30 protein-coding genes are annotated in these 25,739 nt (G+C 46.5%); 11 read left to right on the top strand and 19 right to left on the bottom strand.

Going from position 1 to position 25,739, the window contains the following annotated elements:
- The first annotated feature begins 3 nt into the window (after positions 1-3).
- Genes fliQ through UCH003_RS00445 form a run of 3 tightly spaced genes read left to right on the top strand, consistent with a single transcriptional unit; the run spans position 4 to position 1,584 of the window.
- Positions 4-270, top strand: a complete 267-nt coding sequence (gene fliQ / locus UCH003_RS00455; RefSeq protein WP_039675611.1) for a flagellar biosynthesis protein FliQ — start codon at positions 4-6, stop codon at positions 268-270.
- Positions 271-1,044, top strand: coding sequence for a UDP-N-acetylmuramate dehydrogenase (locus UCH003_RS00450; RefSeq protein ID WP_060824981.1), 774 nt, complete (start codon positions 271-273; stop codon positions 1,042-1,044).
- Positions 1,045-1,065: 21 nt separating this feature from the next.
- Positions 1,066-1,584, top strand: coding sequence for an AAA family ATPase (locus UCH003_RS00445; RefSeq protein ID WP_060824980.1), 519 nt, complete (start codon positions 1,066-1,068; stop codon positions 1,582-1,584).
- Here the strand turns inward: UCH003_RS00445 and tsaD are convergent.
- Genes tsaD through UCH003_RS00420 form a run of 5 tightly spaced genes read right to left on the bottom strand, consistent with a single transcriptional unit; the run spans position 1,581 to position 6,865 of the window.
- Positions 1,581-2,582 (bottom strand): tRNA (adenosine(37)-N6)-threonylcarbamoyltransferase complex transferase subunit TsaD, encoded by a 1,002-nt coding sequence (gene tsaD, locus UCH003_RS00440; RefSeq protein WP_060824979.1) that lies wholly within the window; start codon positions 2,580-2,582, stop codon positions 1,581-1,583. The two genes, UCH003_RS00445 and tsaD, sit on opposite strands and share 4 nt — an antisense overlap.
- Positions 2,583-3,329: a M15 family metallopeptidase gene (locus tag UCH003_RS00435; protein ID WP_041963161.1), complete on the bottom strand. Its 747-nt coding sequence runs from the start codon at positions 3,327-3,329 to the stop codon at positions 2,583-2,585.
- Between the two features lie 31 nt (positions 3,330-3,360).
- Entirely contained in the window at positions 3,361-5,694 is a 2,334-nt protein-coding gene (locus UCH003_RS00430) for an EAL domain-containing protein (RefSeq protein WP_060824978.1), read from the bottom strand.
- On the bottom strand, positions 5,652-6,248 hold the full coding sequence (locus tag UCH003_RS13745; RefSeq protein ID WP_060824977.1) for a cache domain-containing protein: 597 nt from the start codon (positions 6,246-6,248) through the stop codon (positions 5,652-5,654). The genes UCH003_RS00430 and UCH003_RS13745 overlap by 43 nt, the downstream gene beginning before the upstream one ends.
- Before the next feature lie 17 nt (positions 6,249-6,265).
- Complete coding sequence (locus UCH003_RS00420) at positions 6,266-6,865, bottom strand: hypothetical protein (RefSeq protein ID WP_060824976.1); 600 nt, start codon at positions 6,863-6,865, stop codon at positions 6,266-6,268.
- A 404-nt stretch (positions 6,866-7,269) separates the two neighbouring features.
- Between UCH003_RS00420 and UCH003_RS00415 the strand changes: the two genes are divergently transcribed.
- Entirely contained in the window at positions 7,270-7,881 is a 612-nt protein-coding gene (locus tag UCH003_RS00415; RefSeq protein WP_060824975.1) for a class I SAM-dependent methyltransferase, read from the top strand.
- Here the strand turns inward: UCH003_RS00415 and UCH003_RS00410 are convergent.
- The 11 genes from UCH003_RS00410 to UCH003_RS00360 all read right to left on the bottom strand — a co-directional run bounded on the left by UCH003_RS00410 (position 7,871) and on the right by UCH003_RS00360 (position 17,875).
- A complete protein-coding gene (locus UCH003_RS00410) occupies positions 7,871-8,410 on the bottom strand; it encodes a hypothetical protein (RefSeq protein WP_060824974.1) in 540 nt (179 codons plus the stop codon). The two genes, UCH003_RS00415 and UCH003_RS00410, sit on opposite strands and share 11 nt — an antisense overlap.
- The gene (locus UCH003_RS00405) at positions 8,407-9,528 is read right to left on the bottom strand and encodes a metallophosphoesterase (protein ID WP_060824973.1); all 1,122 of its coding nucleotides are present in this window, start codon (positions 9,526-9,528) and stop codon (positions 8,407-8,409) included. Before UCH003_RS00405 ends, UCH003_RS00410 begins: the two co-directional genes overlap by 4 nt.
- Before the next feature lie 10 nt (positions 9,529-9,538).
- Entirely contained in the window at positions 9,539-10,870 is a 1,332-nt protein-coding gene (locus UCH003_RS00400; protein WP_060824972.1) for an alanine/glycine:cation symporter family protein, read from the bottom strand.
- 15 nt (positions 10,871-10,885) lie between these two features.
- Positions 10,886-12,139, bottom strand: coding sequence for a uracil-xanthine permease family protein (locus tag UCH003_RS00395; RefSeq protein WP_060824971.1), 1,254 nt, complete (start codon positions 12,137-12,139; stop codon positions 10,886-10,888).
- Positions 12,140-12,184: 45 nt separating this feature from the next.
- Positions 12,185-13,252, bottom strand: coding sequence for a 1-deoxy-D-xylulose-5-phosphate reductoisomerase (gene dxr, locus UCH003_RS00390; protein WP_060824970.1), 1,068 nt, complete (start codon positions 13,250-13,252; stop codon positions 12,185-12,187).
- Positions 13,253-14,017, bottom strand: a complete 765-nt coding sequence (locus UCH003_RS00385; RefSeq protein WP_039675588.1) for a phosphatidate cytidylyltransferase — start codon at positions 14,015-14,017, stop codon at positions 13,253-13,255. It lies immediately after the preceding gene.
- A gap of 55 nt (positions 14,018-14,072) precedes the next feature.
- A complete protein-coding gene (locus UCH003_RS00380; protein WP_039675586.1) occupies positions 14,073-14,393 on the bottom strand; it encodes a hypothetical protein in 321 nt (106 codons plus the stop codon).
- A 106-nt stretch (positions 14,394-14,499) separates the two neighbouring features.
- Positions 14,500-15,825: an NFACT RNA binding domain-containing protein gene (locus UCH003_RS00375; RefSeq protein ID WP_060824969.1), complete on the bottom strand. Its 1,326-nt coding sequence runs from the start codon at positions 15,823-15,825 to the stop codon at positions 14,500-14,502.
- Between the two features lie 4 nt (positions 15,826-15,829).
- On the bottom strand, positions 15,830-16,969 hold the full coding sequence (locus UCH003_RS00370) for a glycerate kinase family protein (protein WP_060824968.1): 1,140 nt from the start codon (positions 16,967-16,969) through the stop codon (positions 15,830-15,832).
- Entirely contained in the window at positions 16,966-17,421 is a 456-nt protein-coding gene (locus UCH003_RS00365) for a methylated-DNA--[protein]-cysteine S-methyltransferase (protein ID WP_039675581.1), read from the bottom strand. The genes UCH003_RS00370 and UCH003_RS00365 overlap by 4 nt, the downstream gene beginning before the upstream one ends.
- The gene (locus UCH003_RS00360) at positions 17,414-17,875 is read right to left on the bottom strand and encodes a GNAT family N-acetyltransferase (RefSeq protein WP_060824967.1); all 462 of its coding nucleotides are present in this window, start codon (positions 17,873-17,875) and stop codon (positions 17,414-17,416) included. Before UCH003_RS00360 ends, UCH003_RS00365 begins: the two co-directional genes overlap by 8 nt.
- A gap of 103 nt (positions 17,876-17,978) precedes the next feature.
- Here UCH003_RS00360 and UCH003_RS00355 point away from each other — a divergent pair, with 103 nt between their 5' ends.
- Positions 17,979-18,386 (top strand): gamma-glutamylcyclotransferase family protein, encoded by a 408-nt coding sequence (locus UCH003_RS00355; protein WP_039675577.1) that lies wholly within the window; start codon positions 17,979-17,981, stop codon positions 18,384-18,386.
- Here the strand turns inward: UCH003_RS00355 and UCH003_RS00350 are convergent.
- Positions 18,378-19,085 carry a peroxiredoxin gene (locus UCH003_RS00350; RefSeq protein WP_060824966.1) on the bottom strand — a complete coding sequence of 236 codons (708 nt, stop codon included), beginning with the start codon at positions 19,083-19,085 and terminating at the stop codon, positions 18,378-18,380. The two genes, UCH003_RS00355 and UCH003_RS00350, sit on opposite strands and share 9 nt — an antisense overlap.
- A gap of 156 nt (positions 19,086-19,241) precedes the next feature.
- Here UCH003_RS00350 and UCH003_RS00345 point away from each other — a divergent pair, with 156 nt between their 5' ends.
- From UCH003_RS00345 to UCH003_RS00330, 4 genes are all read left to right on the top strand, one after another.
- On the top strand, positions 19,242-19,466 hold the full coding sequence (locus UCH003_RS00345; protein ID WP_060824965.1) for a YgaP family membrane protein: 225 nt from the start codon (positions 19,242-19,244) through the stop codon (positions 19,464-19,466).
- 93 nt (positions 19,467-19,559) lie between these two features.
- Positions 19,560-20,825, top strand: a complete 1,266-nt coding sequence (gene leuC, locus UCH003_RS00340) for a 3-isopropylmalate dehydratase large subunit (RefSeq protein ID WP_060824964.1) — start codon at positions 19,560-19,562, stop codon at positions 20,823-20,825.
- Complete coding sequence (mobA, locus tag UCH003_RS00335; protein WP_060824963.1) at positions 20,825-21,400, top strand: molybdenum cofactor guanylyltransferase; 576 nt, start codon at positions 20,825-20,827, stop codon at positions 21,398-21,400. Before leuC ends, mobA begins: the two co-directional genes overlap by 1 nt.
- Positions 21,397-22,566, top strand: coding sequence for an EAL domain-containing protein (locus UCH003_RS00330; RefSeq protein WP_060824962.1), 1,170 nt, complete (start codon positions 21,397-21,399; stop codon positions 22,564-22,566). The genes mobA and UCH003_RS00330 overlap by 4 nt, the downstream gene beginning before the upstream one ends.
- A 3-nt stretch (positions 22,567-22,569) precedes the next feature.
- Here the strand turns inward: UCH003_RS00330 and UCH003_RS00325 are convergent, their stop codons facing one another.
- Complete coding sequence (locus tag UCH003_RS00325) at positions 22,570-23,706, bottom strand: nitrous oxide reductase accessory protein NosL (protein ID WP_060824961.1); 1,137 nt, start codon at positions 23,704-23,706, stop codon at positions 22,570-22,572.
- Between the two features lie 118 nt (positions 23,707-23,824).
- On the opposite strand from UCH003_RS00325, the gene UCH003_RS00320 reads away from it, so the two are divergent.
- A complete protein-coding gene (locus UCH003_RS00320) occupies positions 23,825-24,112 on the top strand; it encodes a Dabb family protein (protein ID WP_039675563.1) in 288 nt (95 codons plus the stop codon).
- Between the two features lie 100 nt (positions 24,113-24,212).
- Positions 24,213-25,265, top strand: a complete 1,053-nt coding sequence (locus tag UCH003_RS00315; protein ID WP_231964790.1) for a phospholipase A — start codon at positions 24,213-24,215, stop codon at positions 25,263-25,265.
- A gap of 55 nt (positions 25,266-25,320) precedes the next feature.
- Here the strand turns inward: UCH003_RS00315 and UCH003_RS00310 are convergent, their stop codons facing one another.
- The gene (locus UCH003_RS00310; RefSeq protein WP_039675561.1) at positions 25,321-25,599 is read right to left on the bottom strand and encodes an RNA recognition motif domain-containing protein; all 279 of its coding nucleotides are present in this window, start codon (positions 25,597-25,599) and stop codon (positions 25,321-25,323) included.
- Positions 25,600-25,739: the final 140 nt, after the last annotated feature.

Here is a 25,739-nt window from a genome sequence, read left to right as displayed (position 1 = left end):
TTTATGGAAGCAAAACTCATCGGCTTGGGCGTCGAAACGTTTAAAATCGCGCTCTACCTCTCGTTGCCGATGCTGCTTGCGGGAATGGTGGCGGGTCTTGCGATCAGCATTTTCCAAGCCGTTACGCAAATCAACGAATCGACCCTGAGTTTTGTTCCTAAAATTCTTATCACGATCGTGGTCGCCATTTTTACGATGCCGTGGATGATGAACATGATGATCGAGTTTACGACCCGTATGATCGAGATGATTCCCTCGTTTGTTTTTTAGATGACAAAATCCATCAATTTTTCCACCTTTTCCAGCATCAAAATCGGCCCCACGCTGGATGTCTTACTGCTAGATTCCATCACGCCGCGCCCCAAAGGTTGCACCATTATCGGCGGCGCAAATAATCTTTTGGTAAGCCCTACGCCGCCGCCTTTAGCAATGCTTGGCAAAACATTTGACTTTATCCGTTTGGAAGAAAATATCTTACATGTAGGCGGTGCGACGCCGAGCGGGAAAATCCTCTCCTTTGCCAAAAAGCATGATCTCTCAAGCTTTGAACTGATGCAAAAACTTCCAGGAACGCTTGGCGGCATGGTAGCAATGAATGCGGGGCTTAAAGAGTGGGAAATTTTCAACAACCTCATCGCCATTCGCACCGAGCACGGCTGGGTGGAAAAATCACAGATAGAACACGGCTACCGCTTCGCTAAAATAGAAGGTGTCATCTACGAAGCCACCTTTACATGTCAAAACGGTTTTGATGAAAATCTGCTCTCCATGTTTAAAAAAATGCGTGACAATCAACCCAAAGAACCCAGTGCCGGAAGCTGTTTTAAAAACCCCGTGGGACACTTTGCAGGTAAACTGATCGAAGAGGCAGGCTTTAAAGGCAAACGCGTTGGCAATATGATGTTTAGCAACGTCCACGCCAACTTTTTGGTCAATCTCGGCGGTGGAACCTACGAGGAAGCTATCATGCTGATAACCGAAGTCAAAGAGGAAGTTTTAAAACGTTTCGGCATCCGACTGGAAGAAGAGATTATTATTTTATAATTTTTACATAAAGTAGCACCCATGCAACAACCTATAGTGTATATTTTTTCAGGACTTCCGGGTGCCGGTAAAACGACGATTGCAAAAGAATTGGCTCGCACGACGCAAGCCGCTTATCTTAGGCTTGATACCATAGAGCAAGGCATACAAGATTTATGCAATTACAAAGTTCAAGGAGAAGGCTATCGGCTAGCCTATCGTATCGCCGGAGATAATCTTGCGCTTGGGCAAAGCGTCATTGCCGATAGTTGCAATCCATGGAAAATGACTCGGGAGGAATGGGAAGCCGTTGCTTTATCGCATAACGCTTTATTTGTCAATATCGAAATAATATGTTCGGATCCAAAAGAACATCGTTTGCGTATTGAGACACGAAAAACCGATATCAAAAATCTTCATCTCCCGACTTGGCAAGATATATTTAAACGAGAATACCATCCGTGGGAACAAGAATATATCATCATTGATACCGCTCATAAATCGTTACACGATTCATGCATAGAGCTAGAAAATAAACTTAAAGTTTATTTTGAGAACTAGTAAAAAATATCTTTCGACGTACTGCGCACTTTCAAATCTTCCAGACGGACAAACGCTTTTTGCGCATAGGCTTCAACCGCACATCGCCCGATCATCGCGGCATTGTCGGAGCAAAATTCCATTTTTGCGGTATGTAGCGTTGCTTTTTTAGCGGCACAAAAAGCCTCAAGCTCGCCGCGCAAGTAGAGGTTTGCACTCGCACCTCCCACCACGCCGAAATGCTCCACGGTTCGCTCTTTGTACGCTTTTTTGATCTTTTGCATCAGGTGTGCCACGGCGACTCGTTGAAACGAAGCGCACACATCGCAGAGCGTTTGCTCATCCAAAGTTCCCAATGCTTCGATGCAAAGCCTCACTTGGTTTTTAAGCCCCGAGTAACTAAACGCAAGCAGTTTTGACGAAGTGCCTTGCAAAGGAATCGTAAAATCAAACCGCTTCGCATCGCCTCTTTGGGCGTATTTTTCGATGATAGAACCCGCAGGATAGGGAAGTCCTAGCATTTTTCCCACTTTATCAAAACTCTCGCCAAAGCTATCATCCATCGTGGTTGCAAGCAGTTTTATCTCACTCAAACTCTTTACATGTAAAAGCTGCGTATGTCCGCCAGAGACCAGTAAAACATCCATCGGAAACAGGGTTTCCTCTTCGATAAACAAAGAGCAGATATGCCCTTTGAGATGGTTAATCCCCAAAAGAGGAAGTTCAAGCGCAACGCTAAGGGCTTTTGCCATGCTCACACCTTCCACCAAGCTCACGGAGAGTCCCGGCTCATTAGTGACGGCGATGGCTTTAAGCTCGTTAAAATAAGGCTTTGCTTCTTCTAAAATTTTAGGAAGTGTCACCGCATGCAAGCGTGCGGCAAGTTCGGGTACGACGCCACCGTATTTCGCGTGTTCCGCGTCTTGAGAAATTTTTTTGTGAAAAAGAAGTTTTTTATCGCGTAATCGCGTAATCGCGATCGAGCTATCGTCGCAGCTACTTTCAATGCTTAAAATCATCTATACGATCTTCACGTGCCACGGCTCGAAACGCACTCCGTCTCCGTTTCCAAGCGTATACCGCATGGAGATATACGCCAATTTTTGAAGCTTCCAGAACTCTTCGGTACGTGCAAATTCGGCGGTAAAATTTTGAGCACCCCACCCTTTTTTACCGACGTCAAAGTCGCCTACGGTGTGGTATGAGTATGCCGGCGGCACCAAAGAGCGCGTCGCAACGGTAATGTTGCCTTTTTCGTCGCGGATTTTTTCCAAATGCAAATTGAGTTGTTTGACGACGCTTCGTACGCCGGAAGTTAAAATAACGGTTTTACCGATGTCTTTGACGATGCGTTCAAGCGCGGCTTGCGATTCGCCTTTAAAGAGATAATGCCCGCTTCCTTGAATTTTAACGACCTCTTTTTCGTCAACGACGCTGGTAAGTTTCTCAACCGTTTTTTTACCGTAAAAGCCGTAAATCACGGGATCGGTGTAAAATACCTCTTCGATATAGGCAAGTTCGCTCGGACTAAAAGCACCGATTTTGGAGAAATTTTTAGCGATTTTTAATGCTTCGTCAAAACTTAAGATATTAAAATTGGCATAGCCGACCGTCTTTTCGATCTGATCGAGCTTTTTGAGCACCGTGTTAAAAACCTCTTTCTGATCGTCGCGTAGCCAAATATCGGGGTGCTTGATCTCATCGGCCATCACCGTACCGCTTAAAACGCTCGCTCCCATCCAGCCTAAAAATGCTCTTCGTACCATCGTTATAAACCTATTGCATCGTTTTATATGATTATAACATACGCCCTTGATTTTTGAGCATGGTTTCAATCTCCTCCGCACATACGGGACGACTAAAAAGATACCCTTGCATCAATTCGCAACCGCTTGCGTAGATAAACTCTTTTTGCTCTTTCGTCTCGACGCCTTCGGCAAGGACTTTGAGCCCCAAACCGCGTCCGAGCTCGATAATCGTTCGGGCGATCGCGCGATCCTCTTTGCTCTCTTCAAGGCTTTGTACGAAACTTTGATCGATTTTCAGCTTGGTAATCGGCAATTGTTTCAGATACGCCAAAGAGGAGTGCCCCGTACCGAAATCGTCGATCGAGATATCAAGCCCCAATTCGCGAAAGCGTTTCAATAAAGCAATCGACTTGATCGTATCTTTCATAATAAAACGCTCGACGATCTCCATTTCGAGCCATTCGGGGCGACAGCCGCTTTGACGCAGACTTTGAATTAAAAAGCTAATCAGCTCGCTTGATTCGAGTTGTTTTCCGGCAATGTTGATCGCCGTTTTGCCCGGATTTAATCCTTGATCGTACCACGATTTCATCTGTTTCATGACTTCGATGATGACCCAATTGCCGATTTCGACGATCAGTTCGCTCTCTTCGGCGACGTGAATAAAATAATTCGGTGTCGTTAGCCCGCGCGTCGGATGATTCCAGCGAATCAAAGCTTCCAGTCCGACGATACGTTCCGTTTGCAAGTTGATCTGCGGTTGGTAATATATGACGAATTCTTCGCGTTCAAGTGCTTTGCGCAAGTTTTTTTCGATTTCCAAATGCTCGTTGGTCTCTTGGTTCATCTCTTGATCGAAAAAGACGTAACGGTTACGCCCTTTTGATTTGGCCTTGTACATCGCAATATCGGCATTTTTTAAAAGCTTGCTTGCCGCTTCGCCGTCGTGCGGATAGACGCTGACGCCGATACTGGTCGTGATCTGAAAACTTTCGTTTCCGAAAATAAAAGGTTCTTGGAACGAATAAACGAGTTTTTTGATAGCGACAAAAATATCGCTAACGTCCTTACAACCGTCTAAAAGTACGATAAACTCATCTCCGCTCAAGCGTGCGACGGTATCGGTGTCGCGAACGTTCTGACGCATTCTTGCCGCTATAATCTTCAAAAGCATATCGCCGGCGTCGTGCCCCAAAGAGTCGTTAATATTTTTAAATTTATCGATGTCCACGAACATCACGCCCAAGACTTTGTTGTCGCGACTCGCTTTTTTAATCGCTTGCGTCAAACGATCTTGCAATAAGTTACGATTGGGCAGTCCCGTGAGCGTATCGTGTTCGACTTGGTGCATTAAAAGGTTTTTTTGTTTTTTATTCTCCTCTTCAAGCTCTTTTCGAATCGTAATATCACGAACCGAACAGTGCTGAATGATGCCTTTATCCATATGAATCGTCGTCATCATAACGCTGATCCAAAAAAGTTTTCCTTCACAATCGCGTACTTGCCACTCAAATTTATGCGTACCGTTTTTTAATGCCAACTCGTTCATCCACAACGCTTTTTCGTACGAACTTTGCTCGTCGGGTTGAACTTTAGGAGAGAGATCGGCTAAGGTCACGTTCACGAGCACGTCTTTGTTTTTGGCTTTAAACATCTTCACGATCGCTTCGTTACAATCGACGAAAATCCCCTCTTTGAGCAGCCAAATACCGTCCGCCGATTTTTGGTAGAGCGTTTCAAAAACCTGTTTTTGCTCTTTGATTTGCTTATTATTGAGCAAGAGATGGTTTTCGTAGCGCGCCAAAACCGAACGCAGTTTGGTCGAAATAAAAAACATTACGCCCATTACCAAGAGCATAATGATGATAGAAACCGCTAACATGTTAACCAGCGTCGATTGCATTTTCGTCTTTAACGCTTCTTCTTGCTGCACGAGCGCATTGTTCTCTTCCATCAGATAAACGCCCGTACCCACAACCCATTCAAACTGAGGAATGGAGCGCACGAAAGAGATTTTACGTTTGTCTTGGTTATCAGGGTGGTACGAAGCCTCGTAAGTCATAAAAAACCCTTCAAGGTTGCGCTTTCCGCCTTCCACGATGTCGCGGATAATGTACTGGTTATTGGTCGTGACGTTCAGTCGATTTTGCCCTATCAAAGCGTGATCGCCGTGCGAAATCGTATTGCCGTAATAGTCGTAGGCAAAAATATAGCCGTATTCGCCGTAACGCGTACTTAAAAGAAATTTTTGCGTCTCTTTTTTGATACGCTCGCGAACTTCGTCTTCATACCTTCCGCTGGCGATGTAAATGTTTAAAGGCTTGTAACTGCGAATATAGCCTATTTTTTTTTTCGAGGTGCTTTGTCCGTCGAGTTTTTCCACTCGTACGTCGTTGCAAACGCCTCCTCTTTTTTCAGGCGCGCCAACCCTTCACGCATAATGTAGCGACCGCTTGAGTCTTGCAAATCGATAAAGTTTTTTCCCTCCAAACTACGGTCCATCCCGTTCATTTCACAGGTACCGTCCAGACCAAAGATGACGTAATAGCCGCTTAGGTCATTGAAAAAACGCGTGTTTCGGAGCTTGGTTTTGATCTTTTCGAGAATCTCGTCTCGAGGAAGGCGGGTGTTTTCTCGGTAGGTATCTTCGCTAATTTGATAGGCGAGGTTCACAAGATTTTTCACATCTTCTTGCACTTCGCTCATCAAAATTTTCTCGTTTTCATTGACGTACTCGACGATTTTATCGATACGCTCTTTGGCTTGCAGTTTCGAGCGTTTCACATAATCGATTCGAGCCGCTTCCAACGCTTTTTTATATTCGGTACGTTCGGTCGAAACCACGATCGTTACGATCATTAAGAACGTCAAGAAAATGGCGGAAGCGGGTAAAAAAACAATCCATTTCGTAATATTTTGTTTCCTAAGGTTTAGCAACCTCTTCTCCGACAATGTTAATCTAGGTTTAGCGTTATTACTTTATCAAAATTTTCTAAAATTTTTCGAACTCTTTCTTGCCAGAGTGTCTGAAACAGTGTTTTTTCTTCAAACGACAAGCTCTCTTGCGCAAGTTTGTTCATAAGCGGCGGCAAACGCAAATCGCCCTGAATGCAGGAAGGATCGTACGTAACACCTACGCTTTGATGCGTATCGAGCCGTTCGATTTGGATCGGCGTCGCGATATTGGCTTGAAAAAAGAGGCGATTCGTGCGTGAAAAGTGCGTCCCGATGCCCTTAAATCCCCACGTATCGGTTGCACCGCTTATCAGCGAAAAAACGTTGGCGACCACGCCCGTCGTACCGTGTTCTTGAGCGTCGCGAAAAAAAACGGCGATATTGCCTCTCTCGGGCATTGTTCCTTCGTACAACGCCTTCAGCCCTTCACGCACGCTAAGATACGCACCGGCGATCGTCGGACAACTGTGTCCCGCATTTTTAACGACGTCTAGATACGTGAACGAAACGATACCGTCTTCAAACGTTCCTAACGCTTCGGAGAGGGCATCGTAAAGGCAAATGCCCTCGATCGCTTCGAAAAAAAGAGGGTATTTCATGGTGACTCCTTTGGTGTTTTTATCTTTGACACGCCTTTAGAGCAAAGCTCCAAAGACTGCGTTAACACTGGGTTCTCTCACGCAGAGTGCCAGCGCACCCTTCGGTACTTTTTGATCTTTAACACGCTTTTAAAGCTAAGCTCTAAAAGCTACGCTAACGCTGAGTTCTCTTCGGCAGAGTGCCCGCGCACCCTTCGGTGCTTTTTTATCTTTAACACGCCTTTAGAGCTAAGCTCTAAAAGCTATGCTAACGCTGGGTTCTCCAAGACGGAGTGCCCGCGCACCTTCGGTGCTTTTTTTTCTGTAAAACTCATTTTGTGAGAAGTTGAGTATAACGTACTTCAAAAAGGATTGCATTGATTTAAATTGTGTTACAATAATTTTAACGTCACAAAAGGAAGTCGATGCAAGCATTTTGGAATGAAAAATTTCAAACACCCCAAATGATCTACGGTGAAACGCCCAATGCTTTTATCAAAGAACATGTCGACCTCTTAGTGCACGCTAAACGGTGCATCTGTTTAGGAGAAGGCGAAGGTCGCAATGCGGTCTACCTTGCCGATTTGGGTTTAAACGTCGAAGCTCTTGACGCTTCCGACGTCGCGCTTGCCAAACTGCGAAAACGCGCCAAAGAGCACTATGTCGCGATCAAAACACGTCATACCCTTTTAGAATATTGGCAGCCAGAGCCCATCTACGATGCGGTCGTTTGCACCTATTTGGATTTGGCAAAAAACGAGCAGATGATGCTTTTTGAAAAAGCCGTTGCCGCATTGGCTCCGGAGGGAATTTTTATTGCCGAACTTTTCAGCGAAAGTCAAATTCACTTCAACAGCGGGGGCCCGAAAAACGCACTGTTACTGTACGATATTAATGCGATTATCGCTTGGATTAAACGCTTGCCGTGCAAAGTGCTCAAGCTCTCTCAAGAGATCGTTATGCTCAACGAAGGCACGCAACATGTCGGACGTGCCAGCGTGATTCGTATTATTCTGAAAAAAAACCTTACTGCGTAACCGTACCGAAATATTTGCTACGAGAGAGATTTTCAATCCATCGGTATTCCGGATCGTCCGAGACTTTCGCCCAATACAACACGCCCGAATGTCGCCAAGGGTCGATTAAAATACCCGTTTGAAACGTGCCGCCTTTGGCTACGACAACCACCGAATTATGTTCGTTTAACTCGCCTTTATTCGCAACACCCCAACGTAAATCGAAACTTTGAAGGTGCAAGCCTTTCAGATGCGCCATCATATCTTCGCTCCATTGATAGCAAAGTCCACGCTCTTTCAGTCCCGTATTGATTAAAAGATTGTGAAGTGTAGGAGGATAGACTAAGCCGTAACGCTCCGCCAAAGTTTGCGGATACGACAACGCTTCATAAGCAAAAAGACGCGCTTCGCTATACTCGACGTTATCACCCAACGCTTGTAAGTCCGACGTTAATTGTGCCACGTTTTGCGGCTCTACATGTAAGCCCTCGACTTTCGCGCTGCATCCGGCAAAGAAAACCACGCAAGCGATGATCCAAAAAAATCTCATACCTTTGCCTTTAACCTTAATGTAACGATCTCGCTCGGTGCCATCACGCGTACCGGCGGGCCCCAATATCCCGCTCCGTTACTCACGAAAACCTGCGTACGGGCGGAATGGCGGTACAAACCGCTTAAGTAGGGCTGATCTAAAAGCACCAAAAGCCCAAACGGGAAAATCTGCCCGCCGTGCGTATGCCCGCTAATGATCAAGTCGACCTTTTCGTCGGTAAGGTCTTGAACGATTTTAGGTTGATGTGAGAGCAAAACCGTCGGCAAATCGTTTCTAACATGTAAGAAAGCTTGCGGTAAATCGGGCGGTAAAAAATCAAAACGTTTTCCCATCATATCGGTTACGCCCACCAGATTGATGCGCCCATCGATGAGAACCGATCGGTTTTTCAGCACCGTGACGCCTAAAGCTTCCAAACGCTCCATAATCGTATGCACCCCGTAAAAATACTCATGATTGCCCGGAACGAAATAGACCCCGAAACGGCTCTTTAGCGTTCGTAAACTCTCCAGTTGATCGCCGATTTTGGAGACGGGCATATCGACCAAATCGCCCGTAATAACGACAATATCCGCATCCAACGAATTGATACGTAAGACCAAATCGTCCAAAAACGCTTTGCCCAAGCTTTTGCCCAAATGCACGTCGCTTAACTGTACGATACTCAATGGCTCGCCCAATCCGTCGATGAAAACCTCTTTTTCGTTCAAAACGGGTGCTTTAAAGCCGTTGATAAAGCCTTTGAACATATACGAAAACGCCAAAAGCAACATCGTTACGTCGAGCACCGTTTTGAGAAAAAGACGTCTGGAATAATCGTGCGGAATTTTGGCATACGGAACATGCACCAGATCGTACACGATCGCCACGCAAAAGAGCATAAACGAAATGCCGACGAGCGACGAAAAAAGACCGAAAAGAAGCGGATTGAGGGCATCGAGGCGTAACACCGCGAAATAGAGAATTTCGCAAAGCGTTACCGCAATCGTCCCCCACATCATACCTTTGCCCAAGCGCGCGAAAAGCTCTAAACGTCGTAAAAACCTCCGATACGTATAGACGTTGATCAACGTTAAAACCGCAACGGCGGCCAAGGCAAAGGAGAGGCGAAACATTCAAAACGTCCTATTTTCTACTCGTAAAATAACGATTGGTTTCAGACGAGATGACTTTGGAAAGCAATAAAAGGGCAATCAAGTTCGGAATCGCCATCATACCGTTCATTAAATCCGAGAAGTTCCACACGAACTCCAGCTTCATCATCGAACCGACCATAACGCCTGCAATAAACAAAACGCGGTACAAACGAATAAAGCGTTCGCCCAAAAGGTACTCAAACGCCTTTTCGCCGTAATAACTCCATCCCAAAATTGTCGAATACGCAAACAACGCCGTCGAAAGAACGACGACAATCGTTCCGAACGAACCAAGATACATCGTAAAACTTTGCATCGTAATCACGCCGGGACTTACGCCTTGTTCCCAAAACGGGGAAATCAAAATAATCAGTGCCGTCATCGTACAAACCACCAACGTATCGATAAACGTTTGCGTCATACTGACCAGCGATTGGCGTACCGGATCGTTCGTTTTTGCCGCTGCCGCCGCAATCGGGGCAGAACCCAAACCCGATTCGTTCGAAAAAACGCCGCGCGCTACGCCGTAGCGAATTGCCGCCGCCATCGTCGCACCCACAAATCCGCCGCCTGCGGCTATCGGATTAAAAGCATGGTAAAAAATCAAACTCAACGCATGCGGTAATTTATCGAGGTTCATACATAAAATCACCAACGAAACCGCAACGTACACCAAAATCATAAACGGAACGAGAAACGACGTAAAACGTCCGATGGATTTGATACCGCCCAAAATAACGACCGCCGTCAACGTTAAAAGTACGACGCCCGTGACCCATGTCGGAACGCTCATTTGCGTTTCCAAAATCGTCGCAACCGCATTGGCTTGCGTCATATTACCGATACCGAATGCCGCCAACGCCGTAAAAATAGCAAACGCCATACCGAGTTTGGGCATATTTAATCCGTAGGTCAAATAGTACATCGGTCCGCCTTTAAAGCCGTGGTGATGCCCTTTTTGGCGGTATTTTACCGCTAAAACCGCTTCGGAATATTTGGTCGCCATACCCACAAGACCCGTCATCCACATCCAAAAAACCGCACCCGGTCCGCCAAGGGAAATCGCGGTTGCAACACCTACGATATTTCCGATACCGACCGTGGCGGCAAGTGCCGTCATCAATGCCGCAAAATGGCTAATTTCGCCTTCGCCGTCATGTTCTTTGTGGAAAATCAACTTCATGGCATGCGGTAATGCCCAAAACTGCATGCCTTTTAAAATTACCGTCAAATAAATGCCCGTTCCGACGAGCAAGACCAACATCGGAGCACCCCAGACGATACCTGAGAGCGTCGATACGATTTTTTCAATCAACTCCATTCCTCTTCCTTTAATTTATTCGTGTTCGTTCGTATAATGCCCTTGCGGCAAAACCAAGTTGAGTACGATGCCCGCGATCGCACCCAAACCGATACCGCTAAACGCGACGCCGCCCATATCGACGACCATGCCGCCGATGGCAAGGACTAAGATCATCGAGACGATAATCATATTGCGCGGGTTATTCATATCGACTTTTTCACGGACCATCGTTCCGATACCGATAGAAGCGATAATGCCGAAAAGCAACAGTAAAATACCGCCCATAACGGGAACGGGGATCGTCGCCAAAAGTCCGCCGAGTTTTCCGACAAATGCCAAAATAATTGCAAAAATCGCCGCCCACGTCATAATCGCGGGATTAAACGCTTTCGTGATGGTTACGGCACCCGTCACTTCCGAATAGGTCGTGTTCGGCGGTCCTCCGAGCAATGAAGCCGCGCTTGTGGCGATCGCATCGCCTAAAAGCGTCGTTTTTAAACCCGGTTTTTTCAAATAATCCGTCTTCGTCACGTTGCTAATTGTCAAAATACCGCCGACATGTTCGACCGCCGGAGCGATGGCTATCGGTAAAATATAGATGATCGCTTCCGCGTTCCATTCGGGAAACACGAAATGGGGAATCGCAAACCACGCAGCTTTGGCAACCGCGTCAAAATTGACGATACCTAAAAACAAAGAAACGCTATACCCCGCAACGATACCGCATAAAATAGGCAATAACCGAAGCACGCCTTTGCCCAAAAGTGCCACCAGCAACGTCACCAACAATGCCGCAGAAGAAACCGCCATCGCTTGATGGAGCGGCACGAGAACGATAGCTCCGTCTCCCGTTTTTCCCATCGCCATATTGACCGCCACCGGAGAGAGAATTAAGCCGATCGTCATAATGACGGGGCCGACGACGACCGCCGGAAAAATTTTATGTAAAAATTCCGTTCCTTTTAAGCGAACGAGAATACTCAGAAAAAGATAGAAAAGTCCCGCCGCCGCAAGACCGCATAACGTTCCGGGTAAGCCCCACGTTTTGAGTCCGTAGATAATCGGAGCAATAAACGAGAAAGACGAAGCAAGAAAGATCGGAGGAATTTGCTCACGCGTCGTCAATTGAAACAAAAGCGTTCCAAGCCCCGCGGTAAACAACGCCACGTTAGGATCAAGCCCCGTGAGAATCGGCACCAACACCAATGCCCCAAAGGCAACAAATAAGAACTGAAGCCCGATAATACTGTCTTTAAGCCGAAAGTTATAGTCGGTACGACTTAGCATTCACACCTCTTTGCGATAGATTTTTTCACACACGATTTTTGAAATTTAGCGTAAACAAAAAGCCCGTACTTCCCGATCAATTTCAAAAACTTCTTGTAAATTGCTCGGAGAAACCTCTTTAAAACGGAAAAAGGCTTTTTTACTCAATTCCGCCAACTCGACGATGTTAATTTCGCGGTTATAAAATTTCGTAATGCCCACTTCGTTGGCGGCGTTAATCACGACGCCTCGTGTGGGATTGGCTAAAATTTCCTCTTTAATTTCCCAGATCGGATAACGCCTCGGATCGATCGCTTGGAACGAAAAGCCCTGAAGCGTACTCAAATCAAGCGGAGGGAGTATCTCTTCTTTGATTTCGCCCAACATCGCAAACGCGATAGGAAGTTTCATATCCGCTTGCGCCAAGTGTGCGGTCGTACTGCCGTCTTTAAAGCTCACGAAAGCATGAATCAGCGAGCTAGGTTCGATCATTGCGTCAAGTTGCTCGCATCCGAAAAGCCAACGGGCTTCTAACAGTTCGAAGAGCTTATTGGTCATACTAGCACTATCGATCGTAATTTTCGCACCCATACTCCAATTGGGGTGTTTGAGCGCGTCTTGAAACGACATGTGAGGCAAAGCTTCCAACGGCGTATCGCGAAACGCACCGCCGCTTGCGGTAATCATCATCCGCGTTACGGGACGTTTGCCCTGCAAATACCATAAACCGAAGTGCTCGCTATCGATCGGCGTAATACGCGCGGTATCCAAAAGGTGCCCCGCTACGACCAAGGATTCTTTATTGGCAAGGGCGAGTTGCTTACCCAAACGCAACGCTTCGATACTGGGAGCCAAACCGACAAAGCCGACCAACGCGTTCAAAACGATGTGGCTTTTGCATTTGCCCAAGAGCTCCAAAATCCCTTCTTTGCCGACAAACACGTGCGCGTGTTTCACGAAAGGGCGATCTTTCGGATCGCTGATAGCAACGTATTCGGGATGAAATTTTTCGATTTGTTCGTTCAAAAGTGCGATATTTTTTCCGGCAACCAACGCTTCGACGTAAACGTTAAAACGCTCCGCAATGATCAGCGCATTGACGCCGATAGAGCCGGTAGAGCCTAGTATGACCATTTATGCGAGTCCTCGAAGCAAAATTACCATCACGACGCCGCCGAAAAGATAACCGTCCAAACGATCTAGCATTCCGCCGTGTCCGGGGAATAGCGTACCGCTGTCTTTCACACCCGCTTCACGCTTAAGGTAACTCTCGAAAAGATCGCCGAAGATGGCCGCAACCGAGCTGAATAACGCAATCGCCAAGGAGAGCCATAACGGAACGAAAAGTGTGCCGTACAACGCTCCTGCTACGGTTGCACTGCCTACACCGCCGAAAAAACCTTCCCATGTTTTGTTCGGAGAAGTTGCGCTAAAAGGCGTCTTGCCGATACTCTTACCGACAAAATACGCTCCCGTATCCGTTAACGCTACGATAATCACCAACCAAATTAAAACACTCATGCCGAAATCATGGTAGAGCGTATACAAAAACAACATCGAAATCGAAGGGTAAAAAAACGGCGCAAGGAGTTTATAATCGACCTCTTTACGGTACGCCATTACCGCTAGATAAAGCACGAGAGAGAGGTACACCAAATCGTCTGGGTTCGGGTAGAAAAACGCCGCAAGCCACAACAAGACGGCATAAACGTAAAGCTTCACGTCTTTCACGTTAAAAAGTGCCATCGCTTCATGAAACGCAAACAGATACATGACACCTAAAATGGCCCACGTCAATAGCGTGCTATTGACAAAAGCGATCACGGCGGCGAGTGCCAAGAGGCCAAATCCCGTGACGACGCGCTCTTTATTGCTTTCGTACAACGTTTTAAAGTTCATAAGTACTCTTTATGTCGATTTTATGTTCACGAATCATAGCAAAGCGGACGTGAAGTTAAGCTTTGACATCCAAAAGACCTTGATGCAACGGCACCTCTTCTTCCTCTTTGGACTCTTTGGCGTGTTCTTCGCGGTGTTGCGCCTGCTCTTCTTGCTCTTCGTCGCTCTTTTGACGCTCATGCTCGTTTTCAGGGTCGATCTTGTAACTCTCTTCGGCAGGGCGCACTTCTTGAACGACCTCTTCTTTCTCGTTTTGCATCGCCGCCGCCAAGGTTTGCTGCATCTGCGCACTGCTGTTATAATCCGCCTCTTTCGAGGCTTGAATGTGCATCATCTGATTTGCATAAATCAGACTACCGATGGGACCTACCGCCATGTTCGCCTCCCAATGCGTGTAACGGGCATTTTAAAACGCCCCCGTTTCAGCCGCTACGGCACGTGAATCGCTCTTCTTCTCCAATACGGCTCTTACGAGCCGGAATTTATGCTTTGTAAATCTTTAAGGTCTGATACGTTTCATAAGCAACATTTGCTCCATCATACGGCTTAACGTTTTTGCGCGGGGTATAATCGACTAAATAACCGCCCTTTTGCGTCATACTAAAATCAACGCACACCTTTGCGGCAAAGACCAAAACCGTCTCCGGAACGCTCTGTTTTTCGGTACAAATAATGACATGTGCGGACGGAACGTCCTTGACATGTAACCAAATATCGCTCTTTTTTGCCTCTTGCAAAAGCGCGATATTGCCTTTCTCGTTTTTGCCGAGCAAAATGCGATACCCTTCCAAAAAGAACGTCTCGTAGTTTTTATCGTCCCCTTTTTGTTTGCTTTTCGTTACTTTCGGCGTCAAAATACCGATCTCTTCTACGTCGCGCGCCGCACCGACGACACTGACCATGCGTTCCAAAAAGAGCTTTTTCTCCTCGAGATTTTCACGCTGACGATGGATCGAAAGTGCTTTTTGCCGCAATTTTTTCGATTTTTTAAACAAAAGATTGGCGGCGTGCTGAGGCGAATGCGCCAAGGGTAATTCGATGTCAACTTCCTTCCCCTCAAAATCGTACAAACGTACTTTTTCTTGATACGCCCTAACCGCATGCAAATTGGCAAGTACAATCGACGCTTGCGTTTGTGCCTGCGTACTTCGCGCTAAGAGCTCTTCTTCGTTTTCCAATGCCTCGATCGCCGTAACTAAAGTTTCGATTTTCTTGCGTAAGTGCGCGATTTTTTGATTTTTAAGCTCGAAAAGCTTGACATGTAACCTTTTTTCATACGCATGTTTCAAATACTCCTCAAAAGGCTCTTCCAAAACAAACGGCTTTTCTTTCATCTCTTTGGGCGGCAGTTTCTCCAAAATTTCGCCCACTTTAACGCTTCGAAACGAAACGCTCGGGTCGATGTGCCGTAACGCTTCCAGCACGACTTCGTTTTCGTCCAACAAAATCGCGTTGGTATTGCGTCCCGTAAACTCCAACTGCAAGGTCGTTAAAAGTGCTTTGTAGCTGGAACTTGCTTTGACATGTAAGCGTAAGATCCGATTATTTTTTTCAACCGCAATCTTCTCGATCGTCGCATTGGCAAAACGCTTGTTCAACAAGACGTCAAAAGGCGCGCTATAGCGTTTGGATTGTTTAAAATCGCTTTTGTAAAACAGGTACGAATCATTCCGAGACAGGTCGATAAATAAAGGCTCTCCCGATTCGAAAACGATGCGAAGCACGCTATCGTCTACCCGATGAATGGACGAGATCTTACGATAGTTGCGTAAAAAATCGTTCAGTAAAACCAACTCTTGGTATTTCATAATCCTACTTTCGTCGCACGGCTTGAATCAGCCGAAAAATTTCTTTAACGCTCTGGCGCGTCAGCTTTTGCGCATTGGCTTTGTCCATCGCCTCGTCCAAACACATCGGGTAGCGCATAATCGAAAAAAGCGCGTCAATACCGACATGTTCTTCCAACGCGTCGTCGATACCGCCGCCCAAAGCGATGAGCGGAACATGCGCTTTTTGACACCGCTTGGCAACGCCGCTGAGGACTTTGCCCATCAACGATTGCGCATCGATGCGTCCTTCGCCGCTGATCACAAGATCGGCATCTTCGATCAGTGCGTCAAAACGCATCTCGTCCAATAAAATGTCGATTCCGGACGCCAAACGCGCATTTAAAAAAGCACGCAAACCTCCACCGATACCGCCGGCGGCTCCGGAACCTTTTTGCGACGCGACGTCGTGCCCCAGCACCCGCTCCAAACATTGCGCGAAGTGTTGCATGCCCGATTCCAAACGTTCTATCATCAAAGCGTCCGCCCCTTTTTGCGCCGCATAGACACGCGCGCTACCGTTAACGCCTGTCATTGGATTTTCCACGTCGCACGCGGCAATAAACTCGCACGATTTCAATGCTTTAAGCGCACCGCTTCGATCGATCGTATGAATCTTTTCCAAAACCTCTCCGCCTTGAAAAAGCACGCGACCTTCGCGGTCGAGAAAACGAAAACCCAAGGCGTGAAGCATGCCGATCCCTGCATCGTTGGTCGCACTTCCGCCAAGTCCGATAATCACTTTTTTACATCCTCGTGCAAGCGCATCGTGAATGAGTTCACCCACGCCGTACGTCGTCGTTAATAAAGGATTTCGTTGCGACGCTTGAACCAAAGGCAACCCTGCGGCTTGCGCCATCTCGATAACGGCCGTCGTACCGTCTTTTAAAATGGCGTAATGCGCTTCGATTTCACGCATTAAAGGGTCGTGAACCTGACATGTAAGGCGTGTACCCTCAACGTTGGCAAGCAGAGCGTCGATCATTCCCTCTCCGCCGTCGGCGATCATACACGAATGCACGCTTGCATCGGGAAAGACCTCTAAAATCGCCTCGCGAACCCACGAAGAGAGTTCCGAAGAACTCGCACACCCTTTAAACGAATCGATGACCGAAACAACTTTCATCGATACTTTGCCTCCAATGCAAGCAGATACTCTTTACGCCAAAGTCCGCCGCTGTATCCACCGATACCGCCGTTCTTGGCAATCACGCGGTGGCAGGGAATAATAATCGCAATTTTGTTTTTGCCGTTGGCGTTTGCCACCGCTCGAACGGCTTTGGGATGTTCCAACATGGACGCTTCGGTACTGTAAGAGACCGTCGCTCCATAAGGAATACGCGTCAACGTTTGCCAAACCGTTTTTTGAAAAGGCGTTCCTTTGGGTGCAAGAGGCAGGCTAAAGGATTTGCGTTTTCCTTCGAAATAGTCGCGTAACTCACTCTTAAGTTTGTCTAAAAGCGGATGTTCGTCACGGTAAACTTCGCCGTCTTGCTCAAAATCCAACGCTAAGAGTGCGTCGTCGTTGACCTCGGCGATCAATCTCCCCACGGGAGAGTCTATGGTACACTTAGCCATCGTTGCTCCTTAGAGATTTTTGCATGCACACGCTGTCGTCCATGCCCACGTAAGGTGGAAAGTTTTCGACGACCTCGTAACCGCATTTGCGATACAAGGCGATCGCCTCGGGTTGGGATTTGCCCGTTTCCAATCGCGCCCGTTGATACCCAAGCGTACACGCCCACGATTCAAGTTCCGCTAAAATACGCGACGAAAAGCCGCGCCTTCGATACGCCGGCATCACGAACATGCGTTTGATCTCGACCGTTTGAGCATCGATGATTTTGAAACATCCGCAGGCAATAGGCGTTGAGCTTTCATAACCGACCAACGCCGTCTCGATCGGATCGATGACGTTATGGCGGTCGTATGCCGCTTGCATCGCTCCGTAACGCGCGTTTAATTCGGCGTCCAACGCACGCGTTAAGGCACGAAAATCTTCATGCGCATTGCTTGTTTGACGGATTAACATGTCAAGCCTTGAATGATTTTCTTATTATTATACCCTCATTTGTTTACTTTTTGATCACGGTTTCGGCGCGTATCGTGGTATGATTTTCACCAAGGAGCACGCAATGACACACCTCTTTACGTACGGATCATTAATGTTTGAAGACGTCTGGCACCGACTGGTAAAGGGCAACTACCTTGCCCAAAAAGCGACTTTGTCCCATTACGAAAGGCGCGCGATCAAAAACGACGTTTATCCCGTCATTTTTCCGCTAAAAGACGCGTCGGTCGAGGGCGTCGTTTACTACGACGTGTGCGACGAAGATTTGGTCATCCTTGATACTTTTGAAGGCGAGTATTACGAGCGTAAAGAGGTGGAGCTTCTTGTAGAAGGTCGTTACGTCAAAGCATCGGCGTATGTTTTAAAAGAAGCCTATTTTGATTTGATCGATACGAAACCGTGGAGCGATACCCTCTTTGCACAAGAGGGTATCCATAATTTTCTGAGTGACTATAAGGGCTTTTTACGATAAGATCTCTTCGATCGTAATGTAATCGCCTACGCGTCCCGTCATCTTCTCAACGTCGGTTGCTACCGGCAAAGTCTTTTTGCCCGGTCTCCAGCCCGCAGGACATACTTCGCCCGTTTTGCTCGCATGTTGCCATGCTCTGACTTGGCGTAAAAATTCATTGACGTTACGTCCTACCATCGGTGCTTGTACTTCTTGTGCAACGCACACGCCCTCGGGATTGATAAGAAAACGTCCGCGAAGTGCGATTCCCTCTTCTTCGATCATCACGCCGAAAGCGCGACTAACCGTACCGGTCGGATCCGCACCGATCGTCAGTTTTAAACCCGCCAAAAGAGGTTCGGTTTCGACAAAACGTTTGTGCGAAAATTTGGTATCGGTCGAAACCGCCAAAATTTCGACGCCAAGTTCTTGAAATTCGTCGTATTTGGCGTTCATCGCCGCAATTTCCGTCGGACATACAAAGGTAAAATCTGCCGGATAAAAGCAGACGACATGCCATTTGCCTTGATAATCCTCGCTGTTTACGCTCGTAAAATGACCTGTTTTGGCGTTATACGCATCCATTTTGAATGACGGTGCTTTTTGTAGAACTAAAGAGGAACTCATGTTTTTTTTCTCCTGTGTTTTCATTTCGTTATTGGAATTGTCTTGCACGGTTTCAGAAGCGATTGCTTCAACTTTATTGGTATCGCATGCCATAATTGCTCCTTATGTTTATTTTTGTTTTTGATGATGGAAGTATATCAAACTGATAAATATTTGTCAATAGTAATTTTTATTATTTAAATTTTTAACCGATTTATTTTTAGAATAGGATATAATAACTCCTAAATTATCAAAATCAAGGAGTCATTCATGAAATGCAACGTAGGAAAAACCGATAGAGCCGTTCGTTTTATCGTAGGAATTGCCATTATTTTAGCAGGCGTAGCGTATCAAAGCTGGTTCGGAATCATCGGCGTTATCGTATTAGGAAGTGCGATCATCCACTTTTGCCCCGCGTATCTTCCTTTCAAAATCGACACCTCTAAAAACGACGATTCTAGCAGTTGCGGCGGCGGTTGCGGTTGCGGACGTTAGAGCGTCCGAGAAGGGTTGCATAAGCAACTCTTCTTTTTCTTAAACCTTTTTGTGTTACAATCTTCCCATTATTCTTACATGTAAGGTTTTATCATGGGACAAACCATCACCGAAAAAATTTTCAGCGAACACGTCGGACACGCGGTATATGCCGGAGAAATTATCAAATGCAAGATCGATATGGTCATAGGCAACGACATCACGACGCCCATTTCCATTAAAGCGTTTGAAGAGAGCGGCGCGACCAAACTTGCCAATCCGGACGGGTTTAGTATCGTTATGGATCACTATATTCCCGCCAAAGATATTGCCAGTGCCAACCAAGCCAAAATCAGCCGTGATTTTGCCTACAAACACGATCTCAAACACTACTTTGATGAAAAAGACATGGGCATCGAACATGCACTACTTCCCGAAAAAGGGCTGGTCGTTCCGGGCGACGTCATTATCGGCGCAGACTCACACACCTGTACGCACGGCGCGTTAGGCGCGTTTGCGACGGGTATGGGCTCAACCGACCTCGCGTTTGCGATGATTACGGGCGAAAATTGGTTTAAAGTTCCCGAATCCATCAAGGTCGTCTTTAGCGGCAAACCCAAACGCCACGTCTACGGCAAAGACCTCATCTTGGAAGTCATCCGCCGACTCGGCGTCGACGGTGCCTTGTACCGCACGCTCGAATTTACGGGCGATACCGTTGCATACCTTAGCATGGACGATCGTTTTTCATTGTGCAATATGGCAATTGAAGCGGGAGCCAAAAGCGGTATCGTTGCCGTCGATGAAACGACCAAAGCCTTTTTAAGCGATAAAAAACTTACGCGTGAGCCGAAATTTTTCTATTCCGACGACGATGCGACGTATGTTCACGTCCTTCATATCGATGTCGCGAACCTTGATCCGGTCATTGCCTATCCGTTTTTACCTTCTAACGGCAAGTCCATTAACGAAGCGGTCAAAGACGATCTAGCGATCGATCAAGTTTTTATCGGCAGTTGTACCAACGGTCGATTGGAAGACTTACGCATCGCGGCAAGCATCTTAAAAGGTCGTAAAGTTGCTCGAAAAACACGTCTTATCATCACGCCGGCAACGCAAAAGATCTCTTTGCAAGCCCAAAAAGAAGGTTTGGTGGATATTTTCGTCGAAGCGGGCGCGGTGTTTAGTAACCCAACGTGTGGCGCTTGTTTGGGCGGATACATGGGTATCTTAGGCGAAGGCGAACGTTGCGTCGCAACGACCAATCGTAACTTCGTAGGACGCATGGGAGCGCGCACCAGCGAGATTTACCTTGCCAACTCCGCCGTAGCGGCCGCCAGTGCCGTTATGGGAAAAATTACCGATCCAAGAACGCTTTAATGGTCTTTATCCCGCTGCCTTTAGTCATTATTGCCGGCGGGAAAAGCTCTCGCATGGGAAGCGACAAAGCGTTGCTTCCTTTTGGAGGATGCGCAACGCTCACGCAATTTCAACTGCAACGTTTAAAACCTTTTTTTCAAAGCCTACATGTCAGTGCCAAAAGCCGCGCAAAATTTAACTTTGATGCTTCTTTTATCGAAGATACCGCTTCGTACCAAGAGCATTCGCCGCTCGTGGCACTTTTATCGATTTTGGAATATTTCCAAATTCCCGTGTGCATTTTAAGCGTCGATACGCCTTTTGTCACCCCCGAAGTCTTTGAAACGCTGTATGCGAACCTCAATGACGAAACCGATGCGCTCGTTGCGACGTCCTCTTCGTCTTCGCATCAATTGTGCGCGATCTATTCGCCCTCGATCATTCCCGTCATTCGAACGCTTTTGGAGCACAACGAACACAAAATACGTTCGGTTTTAGCACAAAGCCGTACACGTTTCGTTTCGTTTCAAGACGACGCACTTTTTTTCAACGTCAATCATCCCGACGAATACGAAGAGGCAAAGAGACGCTTATGAAAGATCGGTTAACCGACGTCGCTTCGCTCGATGTTTTTTCAGAAGCGATGATGACATGTAAGAGCCCGAAGCTGTTTCTCGTCGATATCAAACGCTTTAAAGCTATTACGATCGCGCACGGCGACGAAGGCGGCGATTTTATTTTGCGTCGTTTTGCCCAAACGCTCCAAACTTTTGCCCTATCGTACGAAATGACGCTTTATCGCTTCGTCGACGACACATTTATACTCTTGCAAAATGCTCCGTTTGAACTTTCAAAAATGGAAAACCTCATCTTTGCACTGCTCGATACGCTTAAAAATCTCGACTACGATTATAACGATCAGACCATTCGCGTCGAAACCGTTATCGGCATCAGTTTCGATCATTTCAACGCTCTGGAAAAAGCCCAAAAAGCACTACGCGTTGCCAAAACGGAAGATCAACCTTTCGTAACCTACTCTGAATTTGCCAATACGCTCCTTAGCGAAAGCGAAGAAGCGGTAGAAACGATGATGAAACAAGCGATCGAACGCGAAAATATTACGCTTCATTGCCAAGCCGTCGTCGATCTTTCAGAACAGGCATGCTATTACGAAGGTCTTTTGCGCTTGTGTGATCGCCAAACGTTACAGTCGCCGAAACTTTTCCTCAAAATCGCACACGAACGCGGTTTATACGATGCTTTGTTTCGCAGTATCGTCCACAAAGCGTGCCAATTAACCCAAACCGCGCATCGCCGTATTGCGCTCAATCTTTCGTACGAAGATCTCCTTGATGCGGAGCGTTTGGCATTTTTACGACACCGCGTCGATCCGAAAAACGTATGGCTTGAGGTTGAATGTGAAGGAAAAACGCCGTGCGAATTGCTCTTAAAGAGCTTAAGTACGCTGAAACAAGAGGGGTTTACGCTGATTTTGGATAACGTGAAAAGTGCGGAATATCTTGCCTATTTTCCGCAAGGATGCGTGGATTACGTGAAGCTTCACGGCCGTCTTATCCGTGATTTTGCGATTGATCCTAAAGCACAAGCAACCTGCAATGCGATGATCGATCTTGCCCGTAAGCAGGGCATCAAAACAATTGCTTCGCAACTCAACTCGCGCGCCGCACGCGAGATTGCTCGAACCCTCGGCTGTGATCTTTTCCAAGGCTTTATCGTCGAACAACCTCACGACATCGCGTAAAAACTATTTATCTTGCTCGTACACAAGTGCCTCGTCGATTTCATTGAGGCGAAGAACGCGTTTTCCTTTATGATCTTTCAAAAAGCTTTGCGCGCTTGCTTCATCTTTAAACGGAATAAATTCTCTGCCCATCGGACCGTACATGTCGCTTCCAACAACGTAAAGAGCCGCTTTGCCGTCAATCGCTTCTTGCGTATAATAATCCGTCACCAATAAAGCGACTTTATCATCGGGTTGTTTTGCATAGTTACCCCATTTGGAAGGGTTGTGGTAAAACTTGAGCATATCTTTCACGCCGTCAAAGGCATGGCTGACGTTTTTACCGTTATCGACGTAGTTCATACGCGCCGCCCAACGCGGGTATTTGTAAACAAACATACCGCACACGGGACATTTTTCATCTTTTTCGACATGTATCATATTTTTATGGGCATGTCCGTGTGCCTCCTCGCGCAAAATCTCCCACACGTACAAAGAAACGGCTTGCAACTTTTGTTCGTCGAGTTCGCCGCATACTTTGTTATTTTTCAAAAAGACTTTCAATGCGCTAATCGTCGTAAAATCGTCTAAATGAATTTGATCTTTCGCGCATGCTGCGTTATAGATTTTCTCACCCATCGGGTACATGCCTTTTTGCTTCTTTTGAATAAAAGCATCCACGTCTTGCGCTAAAGAGGCTTTTGCCGATGCAAACGCTTTATCAAAGCTCATCAACTCGCCGCCGTACTCTTTCATAAACGCTTCGGCGTCGGTTTTTTGAGCAAATGCCAATTTACTGACTTGACTCATCGTACCGGGAACTTTAGAGCCGACGACGTAAAACGCGTCTTTCGCATCGATGAGTTTTTCACTTTTGGCGTCGGTAACGACGATTTTTTTAACACGTGCTTCGATGGCATTCCAATCCGCCGCAAGGCATCGAATCGAACAATATTGCGTCGCGGTTCCGTCGTTTAAAATAGCCCCGTGAGACGTTTTATAGAACTGCTTTAAACTCATACCGCATATCGGACAATAGGCTTTCGTATCGCCTTGCTGAATCAACTCAGGCTCGCCCGAAGCCGCTTTGTTAAACTCCTCGGCATGCAATCCGAGCGTCAAGAAGAGTGCTAGAACACTCCATACGATAAACTTTACCATCGTTACTCCCTATGAAATAATTTGTCACAGTGTAGTCATGAAGTGTTAAATTAACGTTAAATTCCTTCGTAGATTTGCGATAAAGTTTTGCTATAATAGCTCTTAAAAAGGAGTAACGATGGTTCGCCATATCGTATTTTTCAAGCTTCCCGACAATTCCGAAACGAATAAACAAGCGATGCGCGATCGCATTATGAGCATGCAGGGGAAATTGGATATCGTCAAACATTTGGAAGTCGGACTTAACTTCTCGCCTGAAGAACGTGCCTTTGATGTTGCACTCATCAGCGATTTTGAAACCAAAGAAGATTTATCAACCTATGCAACCCATCCGATTCACCTTGAAGTCGTTGCGTTTATTAAATCCCTCAACGCACTGAGTAAAGTCGTCGATTACGAATATTAAACCTCTTTTCTTTCGGCCTCGTTACCCGCGCGGTCGAAATCCTTCCCGTAATACGCATAGTTGCGCTATAATTGTGTTTTAATTTTAGAAGGTACCTCTTATGAAACACTCCCTTATCACATTTTTCATACTCTTTAGCACGTCTTTGCTTCTTCATGCAACGGAAGCAACGTCGCTCTTAGAAGAAAAAGCCCTCGGCGGCGATGCCTCGGCGGCTTTAAATCTCGCTAAGTATTATGAAGCGCACGACGACAAAGACAGAGCACTGCTATGGTACAAACATGCCGCAACGCTGAGTATCGAGAAAACGCCGCTAACCCAACAAACGTCTGAGCCTGAAACCGTCGAGCGACTGCAAAGAATCGAACGTACCGAAGCCGTCTACGGCTCTTTCTTGCGATCGTACGACGGTGACGACGAAACCAAAGCTTCGATGAAACAGATGCTGACTCAAGCGTTTGACATCGCACCCTATAAAATCAACTATCTTTTGCCGATGACTTACGATGCAGTCTCTCACGACGATAGAAAACACGCCGAAACCAAATTTCAGCTCAGTCTTCAAAAAGGACTTTCCGACAATCTCTTAGGGTTACACGAAAGTTTCGTTGTTGCCTATACGCAAACCTCATGGTGGCAAACGACGGACGACTCCGCTCCATTTAGAGAGACCAATTATCAACCCGAACTTTTTATGATTATGCCGCATTTTAGCGACGATAGTTTTATCAAAGCTTACCAAATCGGCGTACTACACGAATCCAACGGCCAAGGAGGCGATAAATCGCGTTCGTGGAATCGCGTCTATGCCAAAACCTATTTGCAAGCGGGCGATTGGGTCATTTCTCCACGCATATGGTACCGCATCCCCGAAGATGCCAACAGTGACGACAATCCCGATATCGACGATTATTTAGGTATTGCGGATTTGGAGCTGATGTACCCGTGGAAACAACACACGTTTAAAATTTTAGTGCGTAACAATTTTCATCGTGACGACAATAGAGGTGCCGTTCAAGCAGATTGGACATTTCCGTTATGGGAGAAGAATCTGTTCGGTTACATTCAACTCTACAGCGGTTATGCGGAAAGTTTAATCGATTATAATAAACGAAGCGATCGTATCGGTATAGGCTTTGCCTTATCGAGGTAAAAAAGCGTTAAAGATTCGCGACCGTTCGGCGCGAATCTTTTGAGCGGGAAACGTCTTAGTTGAACTCTCTTGGGGATCTTCTCGGGCGTTCTTCGCGAGGTCTCGCTTCATTGACTTTAAGCGTTCTTCCTCCGACCTCTTTTTCGTTTGTCGACTCGATAGCCACTTTAGCTTCCGCATCGTTTGGCATCTCGACAAAACCAAATCCTTTAGAACGACCGGTTTCCCTGTCGCTAATAATGCGTGCACTACTGACCTCACCGTATGCGGAAAACATCTCTTTAAGTTGTTCTCCCGTCATCTCATACTTAACATTACCTACGTAAATGTTCATCGTTACCATACTCCTCGTGTTTGAATCATTCACGTCATCTTTTTTGCCCGTAACTACGTTATTATGAAGAAAACACTGAATGACTTTGCAAAATCATTGTAGCATATAATTTCGTTTTATATACTTTAGAATAACGCCTT

This window comes from Sulfurospirillum cavolei, assembly GCF_001548055.1.
Taxonomy (GTDB): domain Bacteria; phylum Campylobacterota; class Campylobacteria; order Campylobacterales; family Sulfurospirillaceae; genus Sulfurospirillum.
The sequence above is the reverse complement of the archived record's forward strand: the minus strand, read 5'-3'. Positions and strand labels throughout refer to the sequence as shown.